The sequence below is a fragment of the Vibrio sp. E14 genome (genome assembly GCF_020515785.1).
Taxonomy (GTDB): domain Bacteria; phylum Pseudomonadota; class Gammaproteobacteria; order Enterobacterales; family Vibrionaceae; genus Vibrio; species Vibrio diabolicus.
In genome coordinates this window covers 213,169-232,169 of record NZ_JAHPJI010000004.1, presented here as the reverse complement: position 1 = coordinate 232,169, position 19,001 = coordinate 213,169, and the positions used below count along the sequence as shown (strand labels likewise).

General features: G+C 43.3%; 16 protein-coding genes. 3 read left to right on the top strand and 13 right to left on the bottom strand.

Going from position 1 to position 19,001, the window contains the following annotated elements:
• The first annotated feature begins 153 nt into the window (after positions 1 to 153).
• Positions 154 to 774: a helix-turn-helix transcriptional regulator gene (locus tag LIX84_RS13200; RefSeq protein WP_048626579.1), complete on the top strand. Its 621-nt coding sequence runs from the start codon at positions 154 to 156 to the stop codon at positions 772 to 774.
• A 160-nt stretch (positions 775 to 934) separates the two neighbouring features.
• Positions 935 to 1,285 carry a DUF3135 domain-containing protein gene (locus LIX84_RS13195; protein WP_226421503.1) on the top strand — a complete coding sequence of 117 codons (351 nt, stop codon included), beginning with the start codon at positions 935 to 937 and terminating at the stop codon, positions 1,283 to 1,285.
• Here LIX84_RS13195 and LIX84_RS13190 read toward each other — a convergent pair.
• From LIX84_RS13190 to LIX84_RS13180, 3 genes are all read right to left on the bottom strand, one after another.
• Complete coding sequence (locus tag LIX84_RS13190) at positions 1,279 to 1,545, bottom strand: GIY-YIG nuclease family protein (protein WP_371131107.1); 267 nt, start codon at positions 1,543 to 1,545, stop codon at positions 1,279 to 1,281. The two genes, LIX84_RS13195 and LIX84_RS13190, sit on opposite strands and share 7 nt — an antisense overlap.
• A gap of 578 nt (positions 1,546 to 2,123) precedes the next feature.
• Positions 2,124 to 2,546, bottom strand: a complete 423-nt coding sequence (locus LIX84_RS13185; RefSeq protein WP_005379526.1) for a DUF805 domain-containing protein — start codon at positions 2,544 to 2,546, stop codon at positions 2,124 to 2,126.
• A gap of 162 nt (positions 2,547 to 2,708) precedes the next feature.
• Positions 2,709 to 3,056 carry a 5-carboxymethyl-2-hydroxymuconate Delta-isomerase gene (locus LIX84_RS13180; protein WP_226421502.1) on the bottom strand — a complete coding sequence of 116 codons (348 nt, stop codon included), beginning with the start codon at positions 3,054 to 3,056 and terminating at the stop codon, positions 2,709 to 2,711.
• A gap of 269 nt (positions 3,057 to 3,325) precedes the next feature.
• Here LIX84_RS13180 and tpiA point away from each other — a divergent pair, with 269 nt between their 5' ends.
• Positions 3,326 to 4,096 (top strand): triose-phosphate isomerase, encoded by a 771-nt coding sequence (gene tpiA, locus LIX84_RS13175; RefSeq protein WP_005384863.1) that lies wholly within the window; start codon positions 3,326 to 3,328, stop codon positions 4,094 to 4,096.
• 95 nt (positions 4,097 to 4,191) lie between these two features.
• On the opposite strand, the gene LIX84_RS13170 is transcribed toward tpiA, so the two are convergent.
• From LIX84_RS13170 to LIX84_RS13125, 10 genes are all read right to left on the bottom strand, one after another.
• Positions 4,192 to 5,358 (bottom strand): nucleotide sugar dehydrogenase, encoded by a 1,167-nt coding sequence (locus LIX84_RS13170; RefSeq protein WP_226421501.1) that lies wholly within the window; start codon positions 5,356 to 5,358, stop codon positions 4,192 to 4,194.
• 152 nt (positions 5,359 to 5,510) lie between these two features.
• Positions 5,511 to 7,610 (bottom strand): YjbH domain-containing protein, encoded by a 2,100-nt coding sequence (locus LIX84_RS13165; RefSeq protein ID WP_226421500.1) that lies wholly within the window; start codon positions 7,608 to 7,610, stop codon positions 5,511 to 5,513.
• 168 nt (positions 7,611 to 7,778) lie between these two features.
• Positions 7,779 to 9,767 carry a polysaccharide biosynthesis protein gene (locus LIX84_RS13160; RefSeq protein WP_226421499.1) on the bottom strand — a complete coding sequence of 663 codons (1,989 nt, stop codon included), beginning with the start codon at positions 9,765 to 9,767 and terminating at the stop codon, positions 7,779 to 7,781.
• 281 nt (positions 9,768 to 10,048) lie between these two features.
• Complete coding sequence (locus LIX84_RS13155) at positions 10,049 to 11,224, bottom strand: DegT/DnrJ/EryC1/StrS family aminotransferase (protein ID WP_226421498.1); 1,176 nt, start codon at positions 11,222 to 11,224, stop codon at positions 10,049 to 10,051.
• A gap of 33 nt (positions 11,225 to 11,257) precedes the next feature.
• Positions 11,258 to 11,890, bottom strand: a complete 633-nt coding sequence (locus LIX84_RS13150) for an acetyltransferase (RefSeq protein WP_226421497.1) — start codon at positions 11,888 to 11,890, stop codon at positions 11,258 to 11,260.
• Positions 11,883 to 12,494 carry a sugar transferase gene (locus LIX84_RS13145; RefSeq protein WP_226421496.1) on the bottom strand — a complete coding sequence of 204 codons (612 nt, stop codon included), beginning with the start codon at positions 12,492 to 12,494 and terminating at the stop codon, positions 11,883 to 11,885. Before LIX84_RS13145 ends, LIX84_RS13150 begins: the two co-directional genes overlap by 8 nt.
• Entirely contained in the window at positions 12,478 to 13,668 is a 1,191-nt protein-coding gene (locus tag LIX84_RS13140) for a glycosyltransferase family 4 protein (RefSeq protein ID WP_230417904.1), read from the bottom strand. Before LIX84_RS13140 ends, LIX84_RS13145 begins: the two co-directional genes overlap by 17 nt.
• Positions 13,669 to 13,736: 68 nt before the next feature.
• Entirely contained in the window at positions 13,737 to 15,548 is a 1,812-nt protein-coding gene (locus tag LIX84_RS13135; protein ID WP_226421494.1) for a heparinase II/III family protein, read from the bottom strand.
• Complete coding sequence (locus tag LIX84_RS13130; RefSeq protein ID WP_226421493.1) at positions 15,545 to 17,683, bottom strand: bi-domain-containing oxidoreductase; 2,139 nt, start codon at positions 17,681 to 17,683, stop codon at positions 15,545 to 15,547. Before LIX84_RS13130 ends, LIX84_RS13135 begins: the two co-directional genes overlap by 4 nt.
• Positions 17,684 to 19,000 (bottom strand): hypothetical protein, encoded by a 1,317-nt coding sequence (locus LIX84_RS13125; protein ID WP_226421492.1) that lies wholly within the window; start codon positions 18,998 to 19,000, stop codon positions 17,684 to 17,686.
• Position 19,001 lies beyond the last annotated feature (1 nt).

The window sequence follows — 19,001 nt, the reverse complement described above, 5'->3', positions numbered from 1 at the left end:
TTCTGAATCACCTCGTTTCTCGCTGTTCAGAGTGGCGATATATATTGGTTCGCATGAACATAGACCCAACAGATCCCCACTCAAACTAAGTCAACACTTTTCTTTACTAACCCTATCGCGCATAATATGTACTGACGTATAAATGGTGGGTATATGAAGACCGTAGATAGGATATTGCAAATCGTTAAGCGTGATGGTTCCGTCACTGCAAAACAACTCTCTTCTGAGCTAGGTATGACAACCATGGGGGCGCGTCAGCACCTGCAGAGTTTAGAAGATGATGGCATCCTGTCTATTCATGACGTCAAAGTCAAAGTAGGTCGCCCTGCTCGTCATTGGTCTCTCACTCAAAAAGGTCATGAGCAATTTGCTGACCGTCACGGTGAGTTGACCATTCAGTTTATAGAGGCTGTCGAACACATTTTTGGCAAAGATGGACTGGACAAAGTCACATCGGAAAGAGAAAAACTCACGTTACAAAGTTATCGTCAGCATCTTGAGCAATGTAACTCTCTGCAAAGCAAACTAGAAACTCTTGTGACACTAAGAGAACAAGAAGGCTATATGGCCGAGCTTGAGCAAGATGAGAACGGATTTATCTTGATCGAAAATCACTGCCCGATTTGTAAAGCCGCAACTCGCTGCCCAAGCTTGTGCCAATCGGAATTGAGCGTCTTTCAGTCTTTGCTTGGACGTGACACCAAAATAGAGCGCACCGAGCATATCATCAGCGGTCAAAGACGCTGTGTGTACCGCATCCAACAACTGCAGTAACCACCACAAACAAACATCGACATGCCGCACTTATTCAATCTCAAGCTTGAAAGCTTCTCTTATAAGTGAGACGGCTGAAGAATTCATCCTCTCACCTCTTTCTAGTGGTATAGGCTTTTAGTAACTAAAGGCAATTTCCATAAGGATTTGGAGAACATTGATGTCTACTCTACGTCACTCCCCTTCTCAAACGCTTCCGCCATTCGATGAAATGGTTCGAATGGCTGAGCAAGACCCAGAAGCTTTTGAGCAATTTCGTCATGAAATGGCAAAAGAGATGATCGAAAGCGCATCAGAAAACATGCAAGAAAGACTGTGGGCTCAGCAAAGCCACATCGATAGGGTCATCAGCACGTGTAAAAACCCTCATCACACCAATGTGGTATTGATGAACGAATTACAAAAACAGGTCGTGAAGTTCAGAGCGGCGCTACAAGGGGAAACGGCACCGACTCAAAAAGCGGATGTGGTTAGCTTAGAGGCATTTAAAGGTAGGGATGATTTTTACTGATACTCTGTAGATAGATCGAGAAAGTTAGGGTTCGTTTCTCTTACCAAGGCTAACTTCCACTCACGCTTCCACTGCTTGAGCTGCTTTTCTCGGTTTATGGCAGTTGCCATATCTTCGAATAACTCAAAGTAAACGAGCTTATGAACGTTGTATTTCTTGGTAAATCCCTCAACTACTCCGTTTTTATGCTGCCATATTCTTTGAGGCAGCTGACTGGTAACACCAATGTAAAGAACGGCGTTGTTGTTTGACGTTAGGATATAAACGCAAGGTGTCCTATCGATGATTCATTCTCCTTCATGATTCGCTGTTACTTTGCCATTGTAATTCACTCGCTCAGTTCAAACTCGGAGCGCTCTGTGCGTAGATTCTGAATCACGCTCGTCCCTCATTGTTCAGAATGACAGTGGCTTTAACAGTCTCTAAATCAAAAGAGTTCGCCATTCTAGCGAGCCTTAGCGAGACTAAGAATCTGGTAACAGCAAGCTCCTATTCTCTCCCGCTCACCTTAGCCACAGCTCAAGCGGACGATAGATTCTGAATCATGCTCGTCCCTCACTGTTCTGAATGACGGTTAAAATAGCAAGCTCTAGATCAAAAAAGCTCGTCATTCTAGCGAGCTCCAGCGAGACTAAGAGTCAAGTAACAGCAAACTCCTATTCTTTCCCACTCACCTTAGCTACTGCTCAAGCGGACGATAGATTCTGAATCATGCTCGTCCCCCCACTGTTCAGAATGACGGGTACAATAGCAAGCTCTAGATCAAAAGAGTTCGTCATTCTTGCGAGCCTCGGCGAGACTAAGAATCTACTTTCAGCGAGCACGTTACTTAAAGCGATTACTCCGGCTCAGGGCCATATTGGTTTGGTCCTGATGTTCCTTTTAATAAGCCACATTCAATTAGAATCCATAAACCACAAATCAGAGAAATGGAAGCGACGAACATCTGTGGGGTCGACGGCTCTTGCGCGGCAGGGCTGGTCATTGGCGTGGCAATTCGTCCTATAATCAACGGAATATTCAGTGCTAGCCAATATATCGATTTGTTGCGGTCGTGCCAACGCTTGGTGGTGATCGCCAAATCAGGGATCAACAGAACCACCAAGAAAATAGGAAGAAGCACATAAGAGAGAGTAGGAAGCAGCTGGCTGATACCGGCACCAAAGCCTAGAATGGACACATAGTAAATAACGTTCCAAATCCAGTAGGTTTTACGGTTTATACGTCCTTGAAAAGAAAACAGTAACTCTTTAGTCGACATCAAATTTTACCCCAAAGTAGAAAGGTTATAGATTAGCCGAGTCGATATAGTTTGGAAAGGACACCGATAGCTTGGGTGCCCACAACGCCCATATAACAAGCAGAGCCAGGCTGAGAATTCGTAACAATAACCCCTCGCTACTCTCGGGCAATCCAGCACCACCTAGTTCACTACCTTTTGGAAGCTATCTATATCCATGTCTCGGATATTGACCGTTAAACTGTGCACGTGACTGACTTGCTCTTGAAGAATCGCCATCAAGGCTCGTGACAGTTCTCGCTTTTGTTCTTGGGAGCGACCAGATAACAAATCAAAGTTGATATGGATAAAATCGAGGCTATCGCCCTCTTCTCCAATTAACCAATTGTGGCACCGGAGCGTTCTAGATTTCACCGACGCGAGTTCAAAAAGGCCACTTTCTAACGCCGTTTTATGTAAATCCTCCAGCAACCCCTGAACATTGACGCGTTCTTCCACCGAGTTTGAATACTCTAAAACGAGATTTGGCATTTTGATTCCTTTCTACAACAATTAATTCCAGCGCGTAGTAATACCAATCTCAGCAGCAATTTCCGAGGAATGAACTATCATTCTGTCTACGCGATCACCAATCGGTTGCTTTTGACAAAAATAACAGGATCGATGCTTGGTCGAATCAACAAAGAAAGCCGGACAAGACATGACGCCAATCATGATCTGTTCACATTATTCTGTTATATTCCTACGTAGATTTTTTACATTAATTGACTATTTACATTAAAGATAAGGGAGATATTCCTATGCGTCGTCCTGTAGTGATGGGTAACTGGAAACTAAACGGCAGCAAAGCAATGGTAACTGAGCTGCTAACTGGTCTTAACGCTGAGCTTGAAGGCGTTGAAGGTGTTGACGTAGCAGTCGCTCCACCAGCACTTTACATCGACCTAGCAGAGCGAGTAATCGCTGAAGGCGGTAACAAGATCATCCTAGGTGCTCAAAACACTGACCTAAACAACAGCGGTGCGTTCACTGGCGATATGTCTCCAGAAATGCTGAAAGATTTCGGTGCTACTCACATCATCATCGGTCACTCAGAGCGTCGTGAATACCACAACGAATCTGACGAGTTTATCGCTAAGAAATTCAACTTCCTAAAAGAAAACGGCCTAACACCTGTTTTCTGTATCGGTGAATCTGAAGCGCAAAACGAAGCTGGCGAAACTGAAGCTGTATGTGCACGTCAAATCAACGCAGTTATCGACACTTACGGTGTTGAAGCTCTAAACGGCGCAATCATCGCTTACGAACCAATCTGGGCTATCGGTACTGGTAAAGCAGCAACAGCTGAAGATGCACAGCGCATCCACGCTTCTATCCGCGCACTTATCGCTGCGAAAGACGAAGCAGTTGCAGCACAAGTAATCATCCAATACGGCGGCTCTGTTAAGCCAGAAAACGCTGAAGCTTACTTCTCACAACCAGATATCGACGGTGCTCTAGTTGGCGGCGCTTCTCTAGACGCTAAGAGCTTCGCAGCAATCGCTAAAGCAGCGGCAAAAGCAAAAGCTTAATCTCGTTTTTACTGAGAGTAGAAATAACAAAGGGATGCATCATGCATCCCTTTTTGTTTGCGTATTATATTACACACGATCATCGTAACTAAAGTCTAATCACTACCAAATAGGTCTCGCGTATAAACTTTATCAGCAACATCAGCAAGTTCTTCAACCATACGGTTAGAAACAATCACATCTGCACTTTGTTTAAACTCATTCAGATCGTTGATTACACGTGAGTTAAAGAATTCATCCTCCTGAAGTACTGGCTCATACACCACCACTTCAATACCCTTTGCCTTGATACGCTTCATAATACCTTGAATAGACGAAGCTCGGAAATTATCTGAGCCGGCTTTCATTATCAAACGGTAGATCCCAACAACTTTAGGTTCTCGTTTGAGAATAGACTCAGCAATAAAGTCTTTACGAGTTCGATTGGCTTCCACTATGGCCCCAATAATACTGTTTGGGACATCTTGATAGTTTGCACGAAGTTGCTTGGTATCTTTTGGCAGACAATAACCGCCATATCCAAACGAAGGGTTGTTGTAGTGGTTGCCAATACGCGGGTCCAAGCCAACACCTTCTATAATTTGGCGAGAATCAAGATTATGTGCCTCAGCGTAAGAGTCTAGCTCATTGAAATAAGCTACGCGCATCGCAAGGTAAGTATTTGAGAATAACTTAACCGCTTCTGCTTCTGTAGAGTCAGTAAACAGGACTGGGATATCTTCTTTTATCGCTCCTTCAACGAGAAGGTTGGCGAATGTCTCAGCACGCGCACTACGCTCCCCGACAATAATACGAGAAGGATGCAAGTTATCGAAAAGTGCCTTACCTTCACGCAGGAATTCTGGTGAGAAAATAATGTTTTCACAACCTAGCTCTTGCTTAATACGCGCAGTGTAACCCACTGGTACTGTAGATTTAATCACCATTACAGCACTTGGGTTAATCGATATTACATCCTTTATCACCGCTTCGACGGAAGCAGTATTAAAGTAGTTGGTTTGTGGGTCATAATCCGTTGGCGTAGCTATAACAACAAAATCGGCCCCTTTGTAGGCAAACGCTTTATCCGTGGTAGCAGTAAAGTCTAGTTTTCTATTAGAAAGAAAATCTTCAATTTCTTTATCTACAATAGGTGAGCATTTGTTGTTAAGCAGCTCAACTTTTTTTTCTATAATATCAAGTGCAACAACTTGGTGGTTTTGGGCTAACAACATCGCATTAGAGAGCCCGACATACCCCGTACCGGCAACCGCTATTTTCATTCCAATACCCTAATCTTTAGTTCTTATATCAGAATATCAATAGTTTTAATTTTTGGATAGTGAAACAATATTGTGCAACCTAAGCTTCATACATTAGAAAATAAATAAGCGGCTCATTGGCCGCTTTTTGCACATCGTATTACTCTATGGGTTTAGTCTAACTGAGTTGATAGGTAACGCAGGTAGGCATTACGTAAGCGAATCTTATTCTCTTCAAAGTAATCACTACCATAGCGGCCACGGTTGAAGTAACGACGTAGCATGCTGTTGTCCATGATAAACTCATCACCTTGTCCATCACTTAAGTAATTCACATCATTGCCTACTCGTGTCATCACATTAAAGTCATAGGCCTCGTTGCCTCGAACCTGCAACAAACCAGGAAACATATCATGCCAAGGTGTTAGTGGTAGCTTGACTGAAACAGCCACAAACTGCTCTTCATCAGTATCTTTGTACTTAGTAACCTGATAAGTAGCGGAAACCTCAATATCCTCAAACCAATGAGAGGTTGTTAGCTTGGCACCGACATCACCTCGCCAAAACTCACCCGCTGTCGCGTTAAACTGCCAATCCCATTCAGGCATTGAGAAAGTATAGCGAGCTAGCGAAGTTTGACGATCGAGAGTCTCGTAGCCATTTTCATCTTTCTCATCAACGTGCTGGAAATAACTCATTTCTAAGCTAAAGGCATGCGCACCGGACTGAGAAAACCATGTTGATTCACTTCTCGCGCCAATATAATCTGTTTTCGCCAAACCGACGGATACTTGGTTCGCGATATCAACATAAGGCAAACGGAAGAATTGATGCAACATTGCACGCTCGATATCATTCTCGTACGCGCTATCTTCAAAGTATCCCCATTTTTCATAATCGTCACTTTCTGCTAACGGCAGAATATGGCGAACATCGACAGCGGCACCAGACCAAAGATAGGTATATAAGTTGCTCGACATGGCAAAGGAGTAGTCATAGACCCCAAACTCTGTCGCAACGGCATGGCGAACCATAGGTGAAAAAACAAGTTGAGAGTCTAGTACACCGCTATTTACGCGCTCTGTTTTCCAATTAACCAGCTCAAGTTTCTCGGCTAAATCTCGTGTCGTGAACTTAATATCCTCGCACGCAGCAGAACCATTGATAAAACTTTGATAACAAGACGAATTCGCTTGCATACTAACAACAGGCTTTTGGTTTGCGAGCATAATTAGCTCAATGCGATCCGACTCACCGCCCACTTCTGATACGGCATTTTGACCTAGGTGACTAGAAATGATCCCCATAGCAACACCTAAACCGTCGACTTGGTTATGGTTATAACGCCGGTTTTCTAGTGCAACTACCGTCGTTTGGTTCAACAGACCAATTTGAATATTCACGAAGCCTTCATTACGAAGCGTGCTCACCAAAGTAGAGATAGAAACCTCTTTGGCTTTCTTCTGCTCCAAAGACAGCCTTTCCATCAACGTGACATTATTGCGAGAGTAATCGCGAGAACGCGTGTACCCGGTGACTAGAGGTACTGAAAGTGCCGCGTTCCAGATATTTTGCTCATCTGTATTGTGGCCTGAATATAGCTGATAACTGAGTGAAGCTGTCACATCATAAGGCAGTGTACCTTGTGGAGTAAAAAGTTTTACCGATGAGTTGAACTCCACAGCATCGTATTCCCCACTAACCTGTAAAAAGCTCAATGGTTGATACTCAATACCACCGAATGGGCCATCCATCACACCCAATTCGATATCAGAGAACCCGTAACCTGCCGACACTCGAACTGGAGCAAAGTCGAAAGAGTAGTCCGCAACCGCATATTTAGTGCTGAACTGATTGGCAGAACCACCTAGATCTTGAATACCTAAAGCAAAGTCTAGATTCTCAGTTCCCCAAAAGTTAGGAACCTGATATTTGAAAGACATCGATAGATCACGAATGTCTCCACAATCGTAAAAACAGTTAGAGGTATAATCGTCAGTGACAATTCTTCCGTGGGCCTCTAAACCCTCCAGCAAACCAAACGAAAACTTGAGAGAGTCTAAATCCTGAACGGCTTTTCTCCATGGTAAGCCTTGAGCATACGTAAAAGAAAAGTCTCCGTAATTTAACGACTGCGCATTAGGGGTAAAAGTCAAACCCGTAAAGCTTTGGTTGGAAGGTAACGTTTCCAACTCGTGAGCGGTAAGGGAGGTACTTACCAGTAGCGGCAGCGATAAAGCTGCTATCCCTGTTTTAATCGTTTTCTGTGCCATCAGTTTTAGCCACTGTTAATATATTGAATACAGAAAAAGGCACTCAGAAGTGCCTTTTTGATATTGTGATATGCCGATACTGGGCTCGTCATAGGTAAACCACCACAGCGAGCACCACGAAAGCATATCTTATTAATTTTTCTATTATTTACCAATCAAACAAAAGCATCAAGTTTCACTTGCATTACTTTGCTTTAGTTCAAAAGTATATAACTCCGCAGTGCGAGTATTTTGCTTCCATACAAGGTCTTCAATGCCATCTACTGGGTTAAAACCTGTAGGGGCCTCGAGCAGTAAACGACGAATCACTTCGTGTTGGAAGTTGTGGCAAGCAACATCGAGCTTGTCGATCAAGGTCTCATACTCTTTCAATGGCAAATAACTTTCTTGGGCTGTCATAATGCGAGCATGTGCCGTTTCGGAAACATTATCATCCCCAATCAACAGCTCTTCATATAACTTCTCACCAGGCCTCAAACCAGTGAAGAGAATTTCTATATCGCCATGAGGATTGTTTTCATCTTTAACTTCAAGGCCGGATAAATAAACCAAATTCTTCGCTAGATCGACAATCTTAACTGGCTCCCCCATATCGAGAACAAATACATCGCCACCTTTACCCATTGCCCCTGCTTGAATGACCAACTGAGCGGCTTCCGGGATCGTCATAAAGTATCGAGTAATGTCTTTATGAGTGACCGTAATAGGCTCTCGCTTCTCAATCTGTCTTTTGAATACAGGAATTACCGAGCCTGACGAACCCAGTACATTACCAAAGCGCACCATACAAAAGCGCGTGCCAAGGTTTGGTTTGCTCTCACGAATTCGATTTTGTTGCTCCGCCAACGCTTGTAAACCCAACTCAGCCATGCGTTTAGTCGCACCCATCACGTTCGTTGGTCTAACGGCTTTATCAGTAGAAATGAGAACGAAATTCTTCACACCAGCATCAATCGCGGCTTGCGCTGTGTAGTAAGTGCCAAATACATTGTTTCGCACACCTTCAACAACGTTATACTCCACCAGAGGAACATGTTTATACGCTGCAGCATGGTAAACCGTGTCCACTTCAAACGCCTTCATGGTGGTTTCTAAGCGATTTTGTCGCTGTACAGAGCCAACTAGAGGCACAACCACAATGTTTAGCTGCTTAGCCTTGATGATTTGGCTTAGCTCACTGTGAACCTGATACAAGGCAAACTCAGACAGCTCAAATAAGATCAATGACTTTGGTGAGTAGTTCAAAATCTGACGACATAACTCAGAACCAATTGAGCCACCAGCCCCCGTCACCATGACCACTTGGTTCTTGATGTTTGCTTCCATCAAAACTTGTTGCGGCTGAACAGGATCACGACCTAACAAATCACCAATCGGAACCTCTTTCAGTTCATCAATTTTCGCCTTACCCGTAAGGATATCTTTCATATCTGGAACGGTTTGGATTTCAACCGGAAGTTTAGAGATTCGATCCAAAACCTCCTTACGACGTTTATTCGAAGCGCTAGGAATGGCCAGTAAGATTTTTTTCACTTCATGCTTTCTGATCGCCTTTATCGCATTATCTGCGGTATAGACTCGATAACCCATTAACATTGTGTTTTGCAGGGTTTTATCTTCATCCACAAAGCTGATAACTCGGTAGGTTTCTGATTGTCGCAGCGCAAACGCAAGCTCACGACCAGCACTACCTGCACCATAAATGAGGACTGGATCTCCGGCCTTATGTACCGATTGAGCAACCAAACTTCTTACTAACAGACGGCTAGTCCCTACTCCTATTGCTAGAAAAGCGGCATAAATAAAAGGAATCGAGCGTGGTAATTGGGCATCGAATGCGAAAGCAAAACTGGCCACACAAAGCGCAGATAGAATAGTACCCAACCCGACGACTGCCAGCACATGAAAGCCTAAATAGCGTAATACCGCTCGGTAGAGGCCAAACGCGACAAAGACAGCAAGGGTACAAACAACGGTGGCAAGCAATACGTAGTGACTGCTTGTATCTGGAAGTGGACGGAACTCACCGATGCGAGACCAATAAGCAAACATAAAAGCTGCAGAGATAATAAAGAAATCCACTCCGATACTAATAAGGCGCTTTTGATATCTCGGTAAAGACCAAATGACGTTAAGTTTGGAATTATTTTCAATCATGACAGTATGTAAGCCTCATTACCCCAAGTTTATTTTTTAAGAGTTTGGTGGTAATGCTAGTTAATGTTATGAGATAGCCTGAGCAAAGATTATACAACCTGATGATTATGTATAGAACCATTATTTGCATATTATCTCGCTGCATTGCATCTTTTAAGCAATATGCGTAACAGACGTTTTACATTTTTCATCAAGTAGTGGGACGCATTGGTAGGAAAAAATTATAGATAACGATGCGTTAAGGCATTGTTATTTATGCATCCCACTCAGACTGAACAGGTTTACTTCTGCGCCTCTAACAACACTTCACGGATCACGCAGCTGGTTTTAGCAACTTCTTCTGGTGTTAATGTCGGATGGACCAAAAACATCAAACTGGTTTCACCTAACTGCACCGCATTTGGTAGGCGTTTTTCTGGTCGCCATGGCGTATTATCAAATGCTTTTTCTAAATACACCTCAGAACAGCTCCCCTGATAAGCCGGAACGCCACGTTCTACAATGGTTTCCACAATGCGATCTCTCGTCCAGCCCACTGCCAAATGTTTAGGCTCAACAAATAGGTAGTGTTTGTATTCTGCGTGCTGCGAATGCTCAGGCACGTGAACACGGCGAACGATATTGAGATCTGCAACCGCCTCATCGATTTGTGCCGCATTGGCTTGACGTTTTGCCGTCCATTCTGACATGCGAGTCAATTGAATACGACCAACCACGGCTTGTAGCTCAGTCATACGCCAGTTGGTTCCAAAGCTGTCGTGCAACCAGCGAAAGCCCGGTGGATGTTGACGGTTATAAATCGCGTCATAGTTTTTACCATGATCTTTGTAAGACCACATTTTTGACCACAAATCTTTATCATTTGTGGTCACCATGCCACCTTCACCGCCTGTGGTCATGATCTTATCTTGACAGAAAGACCAAGCACCAATGTGACCAATTGTGCCTACACTGCGCCCTTTGTATTTTGCGCCATGTGCTTGGGCACAATCTTCAATAACAGAAAAACCATGTTTTTCTGAAAGTGCCATAATGGCATCCATTTCTGCAGGCATGCCAGCTAAATGAACAACAATGACCGCTTTCGTCTTAGGGGTTAGCACCGCTTCAATCGACTCAGCCGTGATGGCTTGGCTATTGAGATCCACATCCGCGAACACAGGATTGGCGCCAGCCGTAACAATAGAAGAGGCAGAAGCAAGAAACGTTCTAGGCGTCGTAATGACCTCGTCCCCTTCACCAATCGCTAACGCTTTAAGCGCGACATCGAGTGCAAGGGTACCGTTGCTTAGTGCAACAGCATGATCACATCCAACCCAAGCTGCGAATTCTTTTTCGAACTCACGGCACTCACTACCCGTCCAGTAGTTTACTTTGTTTGACAGTAGTACACGACTAACTGCATCAGCTTCTTCTTGAGTAAAAGAAGGCCATGGAGAAAATGGAGTATTAAGCACGATGTCACCTAAATAAAAATTATTCTAAGAATGTTATTTTGACTTGTTTACGAGCTGTGCAGGCGTACCCACAACAGTTTGCAAATCTGGTACATGGTTCACGACAGTCGCACCCGCTCCTACCATAACCCCCGTACCAATGGAAATAAGTTGTTTAACTTGGCTTCCGATACCGAGCCAAGTACCCTCCCCGACAGTTACCCCACCAGCAAGATTACAACCAGGGCTAACATGTACGCCATCCTCTAAACGGCAGTCATGATCTATCGTTGAGGACGTGTTAATAATGCATGCTTTACCAACTTTGACAAAAGGGTTGATGACAGCACCAGCCATGACCACCGTACCTTTATCAAGCTGACTATGCCGACTAATTGTGGCCCTAGGGTGCTCTAGTACAGAGAATTTAGCGCCAGCTATACTCAGTTGCTTCTGCTTTTCTAACCTGACTTTATTATTGCCGACTGCTATGACCGTCAGATCAAACTGCGCCGCTACCTTTAACAAGGTTTCGGAATTCCCTTTGACTGGCCAATGCTCAACATTTTGCAACTCTGGCCAGCGGTCATCAAAAAACTCAATGTTTGTATAACCATTTAGCTCCGCAATTTCAGCAACGACTTTACCGTGACCACTAGCGCCTAAAATTGCGCAAGTTCTATTCATTGATTTCGCTCTGCTTTGATTGACCAGTAAAAGGTTCTATCGTGACATGGCCATCCGCCGATATTCCTTCCTTCACAAACACTTTTTTAACGGTTAGGAACAGAATTTTGATATCTAGCCACAGGTTACGATTATCGACATACCAGACATCGAGCTTAAACTTATCTTCCCAGCTGATTGCATTACGCCCATTAATTTGAGCCCAGCCCGTTACGCCTGGCCTTACTTCGTGACGTCTTGCTTGCTCTTGACTATAAAGCGGTAAGTACTGCATTAATAAAGGACGTGGCCCCACTAAACTCATCTCACCTTTCAATACGTTCCACAACTCCGGAAGCTCATCAAGGCTTGAATTTCTCAACTTGTCTCCAAACGGAGTCATTCGCTCGGAATCAGGAAGTGGATTTCCTTGTGCATCGACCGCATCTTTCATGGTACGGAACTTAACCATTTCAAATGGTTTACCATTCAAACCAGGGCGAGTTTGACGAAACAACACTGGCGAGCCTAAGTTTTTACGTATTTTCCAAGCCACGAGCGCGATAATTGGCGAAAGCAAAATAAGCCCAAATAAAGAGGCACAGAAATCAAATAACCTTTTCATTATTTACCTCTGCAGATTTCACATCTGATTGAGCCGTTCCTACTACCCACTGAACCCATTTATCAGCTAACAACTGACGGTCAAATTGACTTTCGGCAAGCTGTCGAGCGGATGCCCCCATGTTAACAAGCGCCTCTCGATTATCTGCCGCCTGCTCTAAGGCATTTGCAAATGCCTGCGGATTTTCCGGAGCCACAGTAAAGCCACACTGAGAATCTTCTATCATCCCTGCTAGCCAACCTGGATAGTTATTAATCACCGGGAGACCCGCAGAAATATAATCGAAAAATTTATTCGGAGATGTTCCGTAATAAAAAGCAGGGATATTTGCCAACACTTGCATTCCAACATCAGCACTTGCCATTAACCCCGCCAACTTCTGCTTATTTACAGGAGGGTGAAATACAACGTTATTCAGCTGCATCTCTTGAGCTTTGGCCTCCAATTGTGGTTTTAGCTTACCTTGCCCCACCAAAACTAACTTAATATCATTTCGGCCACGGCTTTGTAACTCTGTCGCTGCATCTAAGACAGCATCCAAGCCGTTCGCCATACCATGAGTGCCAGTGAAAACCGCCATCAAATCTTCTTGCGTGACACCCTCTGGTCGCCATGGTTCGCTTGGTTGAGTAAAGATGGAGAGATCACAGCCATTGGGTACCATCGCTATTTTGTCTGTAGGCACTCCACGCTTCTTGATTCCCTCGACAATGCCAGGAGAAAGGCCAATACAGCGATTCGCACTTCGATAAGACGCCCATTCTAATAGAGACATCAAACCCAAAATGATAGAGTTTTTGATTACCCCCATTTCTTTTGGTAATTCAGGCCACAAATCCCTTACTTCAAATACAAACGGCTTTCCACGTAACCAACGTGCAAAGATACCTGGAATACCCGCTGTTAATGGGGTTGTTGTTGCAAACAATACATCGTATTTTTCCGTAAAAGCTAAGCCGATACTTTTTAGGGCAAATTTAACAAATGTCATGCTTCTTTTAAGAAAGCCATCTGAGTTGGAATACGCCAAATCAAATTCAATAATGCGGATACCATCGACGACGCCCTCACGTTTGCCACCAATAAACTCTGACTCTAACCCTGTCTCTCCTCCACCATATGTGCCACATACCATAGTGACATTATGCCCATGGTGAATGAGGCGCTTTGACATCCCGTAGGAACGTATTCCTGTGGAACCTTTAGGTGTTGAAAAGTGCTGGTGAAAATAAAGAATATTCATTATCTGTAATTATACTCTGTCGTTATTTTGCCATCTGACGTTACTTCGATTTCCAAAACAGGAGTGGAAGTTTCTTGGTAGTAATAGCGAGACTCTTTTCCTTCGACTAACTCAAGTCGTTTGATGTCGGTATTACTATTTATCGTTATAGAATGAATATGGTTGGTGATGCGATTGCCTTCTATCATCCACTCCCCTGGACTCAGGCGCCAACGTAGTATCGCTTTGTTCTGTACACCTTGAATATCATCTACAACTCGCAGCGCACTGTTCGAAAGAGAAATCTCTCTTTTATGACTGCACCCCAAATAGTCACGGTAACTAGCGCTACAATATTGGCGATCTTCATCCCAATGGACATTTTCAGCCTTAAGCCAAGCACCTAAGAGAAATCTGCTCAAGCGTGGCATTTGTTCATGCTCATCAAACTGAACAGTATTATGACTTTGCGTTCCACCATAGTAATCGATATATGCTTGACCAGCATTGTAACTAAAGGTGCCACCGTCTCTTAACAGGTTTACACCATCAAGCCAAAAGTCCACATGTAGAGCATCGTTTTGAGCAGGTCGAAAACGAAATATAGGGTAATTGAATAGTGCAAACGCTCCAGTTTGGCTTCTTAATCCGGCGTATCCACCTTGCGCAAAATGGAATGAGCTCGGTTGGTTGAGTACTCGCTGAGATTTACTTAATCCCAGAAGTTTAAGTGGCTCATCATAGCTACCTGCTTTTTCCCAAGCAGATGACTGTAAGAACAGGACTGAGGCAAGCTGAACCGTTGGGCGAAAATCTCGATAATCCGAGTCACTTAAAGGTAACAACCTTGCGCCATCATTATGACCTAAATTAGGTGCATCCCCATTTACTTCTTGAATCAACTGATATAACCATTGAGTCGCCAAACCAATTTTTGTATACAACGACGGACTAAACGACTTGAGATTAAGTTCCCGTCTCCATAGCTCTGCCATTGAGTAAGTATCTAACATAACTCGGTGATAGTTGACTGAATACTGACTGAATGTTCCATCACAATCGATTAAATGCTTTGCTCGATTCTCTAACCACTTACGCCCCATTTTTTGCCAGCGCATAGCGCTTTTATCACCACTGGAAACAAGCCAACTTCCACCGATAAATAGGGCGGCAGCTTCCGAAGTGCCATGGTTGTTATCTTGAGCAACGGCATAAGAGATGGTCGGAGCAATGCGTTTTAAGTGGGCTTTAACAAATGCCAACAGTGCAGGTTCAGGACTTTCAACTTGATTCAGTAATTTAGCAGCCATAGCCAAATGCATGACTCTTATTGAGGCTTCTTGACCACACTTCCAGTTCGGCCCCAAATAAGGAGAATTGTGTTTTAGCCAATCTTTCGTAGTTGCATTCAGCTCATCAAACGCTTGCTCTCTTCCAGAAAGATAATCCTTCGCTAAGCCTAGTACCCAGTCGAATCTAGATGCTTCCCAAATCCCTTTAATATCACCAACATTAGAATCAAAGTCAGACAAACAAAACCAAGGTTTATTCATGTTGGAGTAGCATTTTCCAGTTAATGCGCTCTCCGCCCATCGCAATTCACTGACTAATCGCTTCGGCTTCCAACCAAAAGGGGAGAATTGGTATCGCTGACTAGATTTACATTGAACTGAAGCAGATAAAGGACGAAACAAAAGCCCCGATATCGAGGCTTGATTGAGACGCTTAACTGGGTTTAATCCACTTCGGACACCTAGTTGGTAAACTGCCACTCTGGCTAAATTGAGAACACCCAAGTTCTTTGCAGTTTGCGCTTTTAGTTTGAGACTCATTGTTTACGCAATTGCTCTGCTATTTCAATTGTCACTCTTGCTACTTCGAATAGCTCTCGAGGTGGAATCGGCGACTCTTTACCTGATTCAATAGCACTAAGGAAAGCAGCCGCACAACCTGTTTGCCCTTTGTCTTGTTTCCATAAATTCATTTTACTAAAGCCAGGCCAACCAAAACCTTTTAACTTACGGAAGTTGTCTAGTTGAAGCACTCTACCTGCTGCGAAAACTTCTACGCGCTCTTTCGGGAAGTTAGCAGCACCATTAGCTAAGTAGTGGATAGTGCCGAAAGAACCATCAGCAAAACCAAGAATAATCGCAGCTTTATCTTCCGTGATATCAACACTATCAACATCACCCATACGACGACACTGCACAGAAACAATCTCTGAATCAGCTAGGTATCTCATTAGATCAATGAAATGGCACGCCTCGCCAATAATACGACCGCCGCCAATTTCATTATCTTGCGTCCAGTGATCCGCAGGGATAGATCCAGCATTCATGGTCATCATAAAGCTCTTAGGTTCTTTCACTGACGAAAGTAGCTCTTTCATTTTTTGCACTTGAGGCGAAAAACGGCGGTTAAAGCCAACCATTAACTTTGGCGCTGAAGCAGTAGATGCTTTCGAATAATAGGTAGCTTCCACTTCCGCAAGCTCTTCTAGAGTGACGGCTAAAGGCTTTTCTACAAATACGTTTTTACCTGCATTGAGCGCTTCAGAAACAAAATGAGCATGGCTGTTATGGCGCGTAACAATTGCAATTGTGTTAATTTCTGAGTCAGAAATCATGGCGCTTGTATCAGTGGTGGTTTTTGCAAAACCAGCTTTTTCGCCATGAGTTACTCCATTAATACCACCAGAAGTGGCAATAGTATGTAGTTGAGCGCCTCCCGATTTAAACGCAGGGATCAACATGCGAGAAGCGTAGTTCCCTGCCCCAACAAACCCAACAACAGGCTTAGATGCTTCAAAAGTCGCTTCGCTGTTAAGTGTGATAGACTTTTCGTGGCGAACACTGGAATCACTCTGATATTGAAGCAAAATACCTAGCGCTGACTTATCAGAAGTTAGTAATTCATATGCTTGCGCTGCATCTTCAAATTTAAATCGATGAGTAATAAGTGGTTTAACATCAACTTGGCCAGAGGCCATCATGTCCAAGATAGCTTCGAAATTTCGTTGTTCAGTCCAACGTACAAAAGCATATGGGTAATCTTGACCATTATCTTCGTAGTTGGCATCGTAGCGACCAGGGCCATAAGAACAAGAGACTTGGAAGGTTAGTTCTTTCTCATAGAAATCCGCACGATTTAGCTCTAAGCCAGTCACACCAACAAGGATAATGCGGCCGCGCTTACGACTCATTCGTGCAGCTTGTGTCACTGGATCATTTGATTTTGTCGAAGCAGTAATAATTACGCCATCGACGCCGTTTCCACGGCTAAATGCCATACCAGCTGCAACAGGATCTTCACCTTTACCAGGGTTACAAACTTCCGCGCCGAATTGCTTCGCCAGCTCCAACTTCGCATCATCGTAATCAATCGCCAGTACCCGACAACCTTGAGCACACAGCAATTGAACGGTTAGTAAACCAATTAAGCCAACACCAGTAACCACAAACGCTTCACCTAATGTTGGTTCAGCTAAACGAATCCCTTGTAGACCAATACTCGCCACAACCGTAAACGATGCTTCCTCATCGGATACGTTGTCTGGAATTAAAGCGCACAAATTTTTAGGCACACGAACGACATCTGCATGAGGGCCGTTCGATACAACGCGATCACCTTCTTTGAAGCCCTGAACACCCTCACCAACGGCGTTAACGACACCAACGTTGCAATAACCCAAAGGTAATGGTTGTGCCAACTTAGACTGCACTGCTTCCAATGTTGTCATCAAGCCATCTGTCTGCACTTTTTCCAACACCATTTTTACTTTGTCTGGCTGCTGGCGGGCTTTATCTAACAAACTCGCTTTACCAAAATCTACGAGCATACGTTCTGTGCCTGCAGAAATTAATGAAATGCTGGAATCAATTAATAAATTACCTGTTGAGGCTTTTGGTGCAGGAGCTTCCACAAGGTTAGAACCGCCTTTAGCCATGTCTTGTAGTATTTGTTTCATTTAATGAACCTCAGAGATTACAAATTTTACTTTTCCAGATTTAGTTCTACAAATATTGGTTTCGTCTTCAATCAGGATGCTCACTCTGCCTGAAAATAGATCATTTAAAGCACGCCGCAGCTCAACTTCATGAACCTCTTTCCATCTTGCGTTTTTTAAGAGTCTAACGATCAGAGTTTCATAGTTTGGTTGATAAATCTGGACTTGATCTATTGAAGAAAAATTTTTAAACACATGCCCGACACGTCCAATTCTTATACCGTTTGCCAAGACAATCACATCATCAGAGCGACCTTCAACACTTCCCAATTTCCTCGGAAAAGTGCTTTCATCAACATTGACAGCTAAATCTCCCGTTTGATATCTAAATAGCGGAAAAACCGGGTTATTAAAATTAGTTCCTACTATTGAATCATTAATAAATTCTACGTAAGAAAAATCCTCATCAACCGTTAAACACTTCTCATCTTTACGTTGAGAAAAATTAGCGACAGACTCTGCAAGGCCATAATGTTGTATTGGCTCTACACGAAAAAATTCATTTATGACTTTTGCTTGCCAAGGTTGCAAACTTTCGGAACCAATAGAAACCACCTTAGGCTTGTATAGCAGCTTTAATTTTTTCTTTAGGGCTAGACTTGATATTTGTGAAAGTAAGGACGGGTATCCATGAATCCATGGGGCTTTTTTAGAGTTCAGAGCTTCGATATAACTATCTATATTATCGAGAGATATATTATACGCACAAAAATAGTATTGCCTTGCACTAAAGTTAATCCTGTAGAACGGAGGTTTTGAATTAAAAACAAAGCTTCTACCTGAAAAAATCGCACACCATGTTCTTTTGTTCACGCCATAATCGAAACGATACCGCCACCACGTTGCCCAACGATACCATTCCGACTCTCTTGACTCATAAAAAGACAGGCCAGCACCCGTAGTTCCACTGGTAGAGATACCAACCACAGAAGTACTATCTTTTATTAGAATATTCTCTACATTGTCCCTGACCTCTTTCTTAGTCAAGATGGGAAGTTTATTTAACTCAAAAAATGGGTCACCATTAATATCAACATTATATTTCTTAAACCTATTAGACCAAAATGTCGATTTTACTGCACTCTTCAGTTGTTCAGATAGTTTTATCTTTTGTAAGGAAATTATTTCTTCTCTATTCTTATTATTACCTCTTAATACTTCGCGCTCAACTTCATAATATTTAGTGGGATAACGTCGAAAGTCATTAATATATCCATAAACAGAAAACACTAAATTCTGAATATAAATTGGCAAAATTGCATATAGTTTCTTATACATT

Coding starts and splice junctions, on each gene's coding strand:
- LIX84_RS13180 (WP_226421502.1), bottom strand. CDS start 3,056: ATGCCAAATCTCGTTTTAGAGTATTCAAACTCGGTGGAAGAACGCGTC.
- LIX84_RS13185 (WP_005379526.1), bottom strand. CDS start 2,546: ATGTCGACTAAAGAGTTACTGTTTTCTTTTCAAGGACGTATAAACCGT.
- LIX84_RS13165 (WP_226421500.1), bottom strand. CDS start 7,610: ATGGCACAGAAAACGATTAAAACAGGGATAGCAGCTTTATCGCTGCCG.
- LIX84_RS13200 (WP_048626579.1), top strand. CDS start 154: ATGAAGACCGTAGATAGGATATTGCAAATCGTTAAGCGTGATGGTTCC.
- LIX84_RS13170 (WP_226421501.1), bottom strand. CDS start 5,358: ATGAAAATAGCGGTTGCCGGTACGGGGTATGTCGGGCTCTCTAATGCG.
- LIX84_RS13145 (WP_226421496.1), bottom strand. CDS start 12,494: ATGAAAAGGTTATTTGATTTCTGTGCCTCTTTATTTGGGCTTATTTTG.
- tpiA (WP_005384863.1), top strand. CDS start 3,326: ATGCGTCGTCCTGTAGTGATGGGTAACTGGAAACTAAACGGCAGCAAA.
- LIX84_RS13135 (WP_226421494.1), bottom strand. CDS start 15,548: ATGAGTCTCAAACTAAAAGCGCAAACTGCAAAGAACTTGGGTGTTCTC.
- LIX84_RS13125 (WP_226421492.1), bottom strand. CDS start 19,000: ATGTATAAGAAACTATATGCAATTTTGCCAATTTATATTCAGAATTTA.
- LIX84_RS13150 (WP_226421497.1), bottom strand. CDS start 11,890: ATGAATAGAACTTGCGCAATTTTAGGCGCTAGTGGTCACGGTAAAGTC.
- LIX84_RS13140 (WP_230417904.1), bottom strand. CDS start 13,668: ATGTCAAAGCGCCTCATTCACCATGGGCATAATGTCACTATGGTATGT.
- LIX84_RS13195 (WP_226421503.1), top strand. CDS start 935: ATGTCTACTCTACGTCACTCCCCTTCTCAAACGCTTCCGCCATTCGAT.
- LIX84_RS13130 (WP_226421493.1), bottom strand. CDS start 17,683: ATGAAACAAATACTACAAGACATGGCTAAAGGCGGTTCTAACCTTGTG.
- LIX84_RS13160 (WP_226421499.1), bottom strand. CDS start 9,767: ATGATTGAAAATAATTCCAAACTTAACGTCATTTGGTCTTTACCGAGA.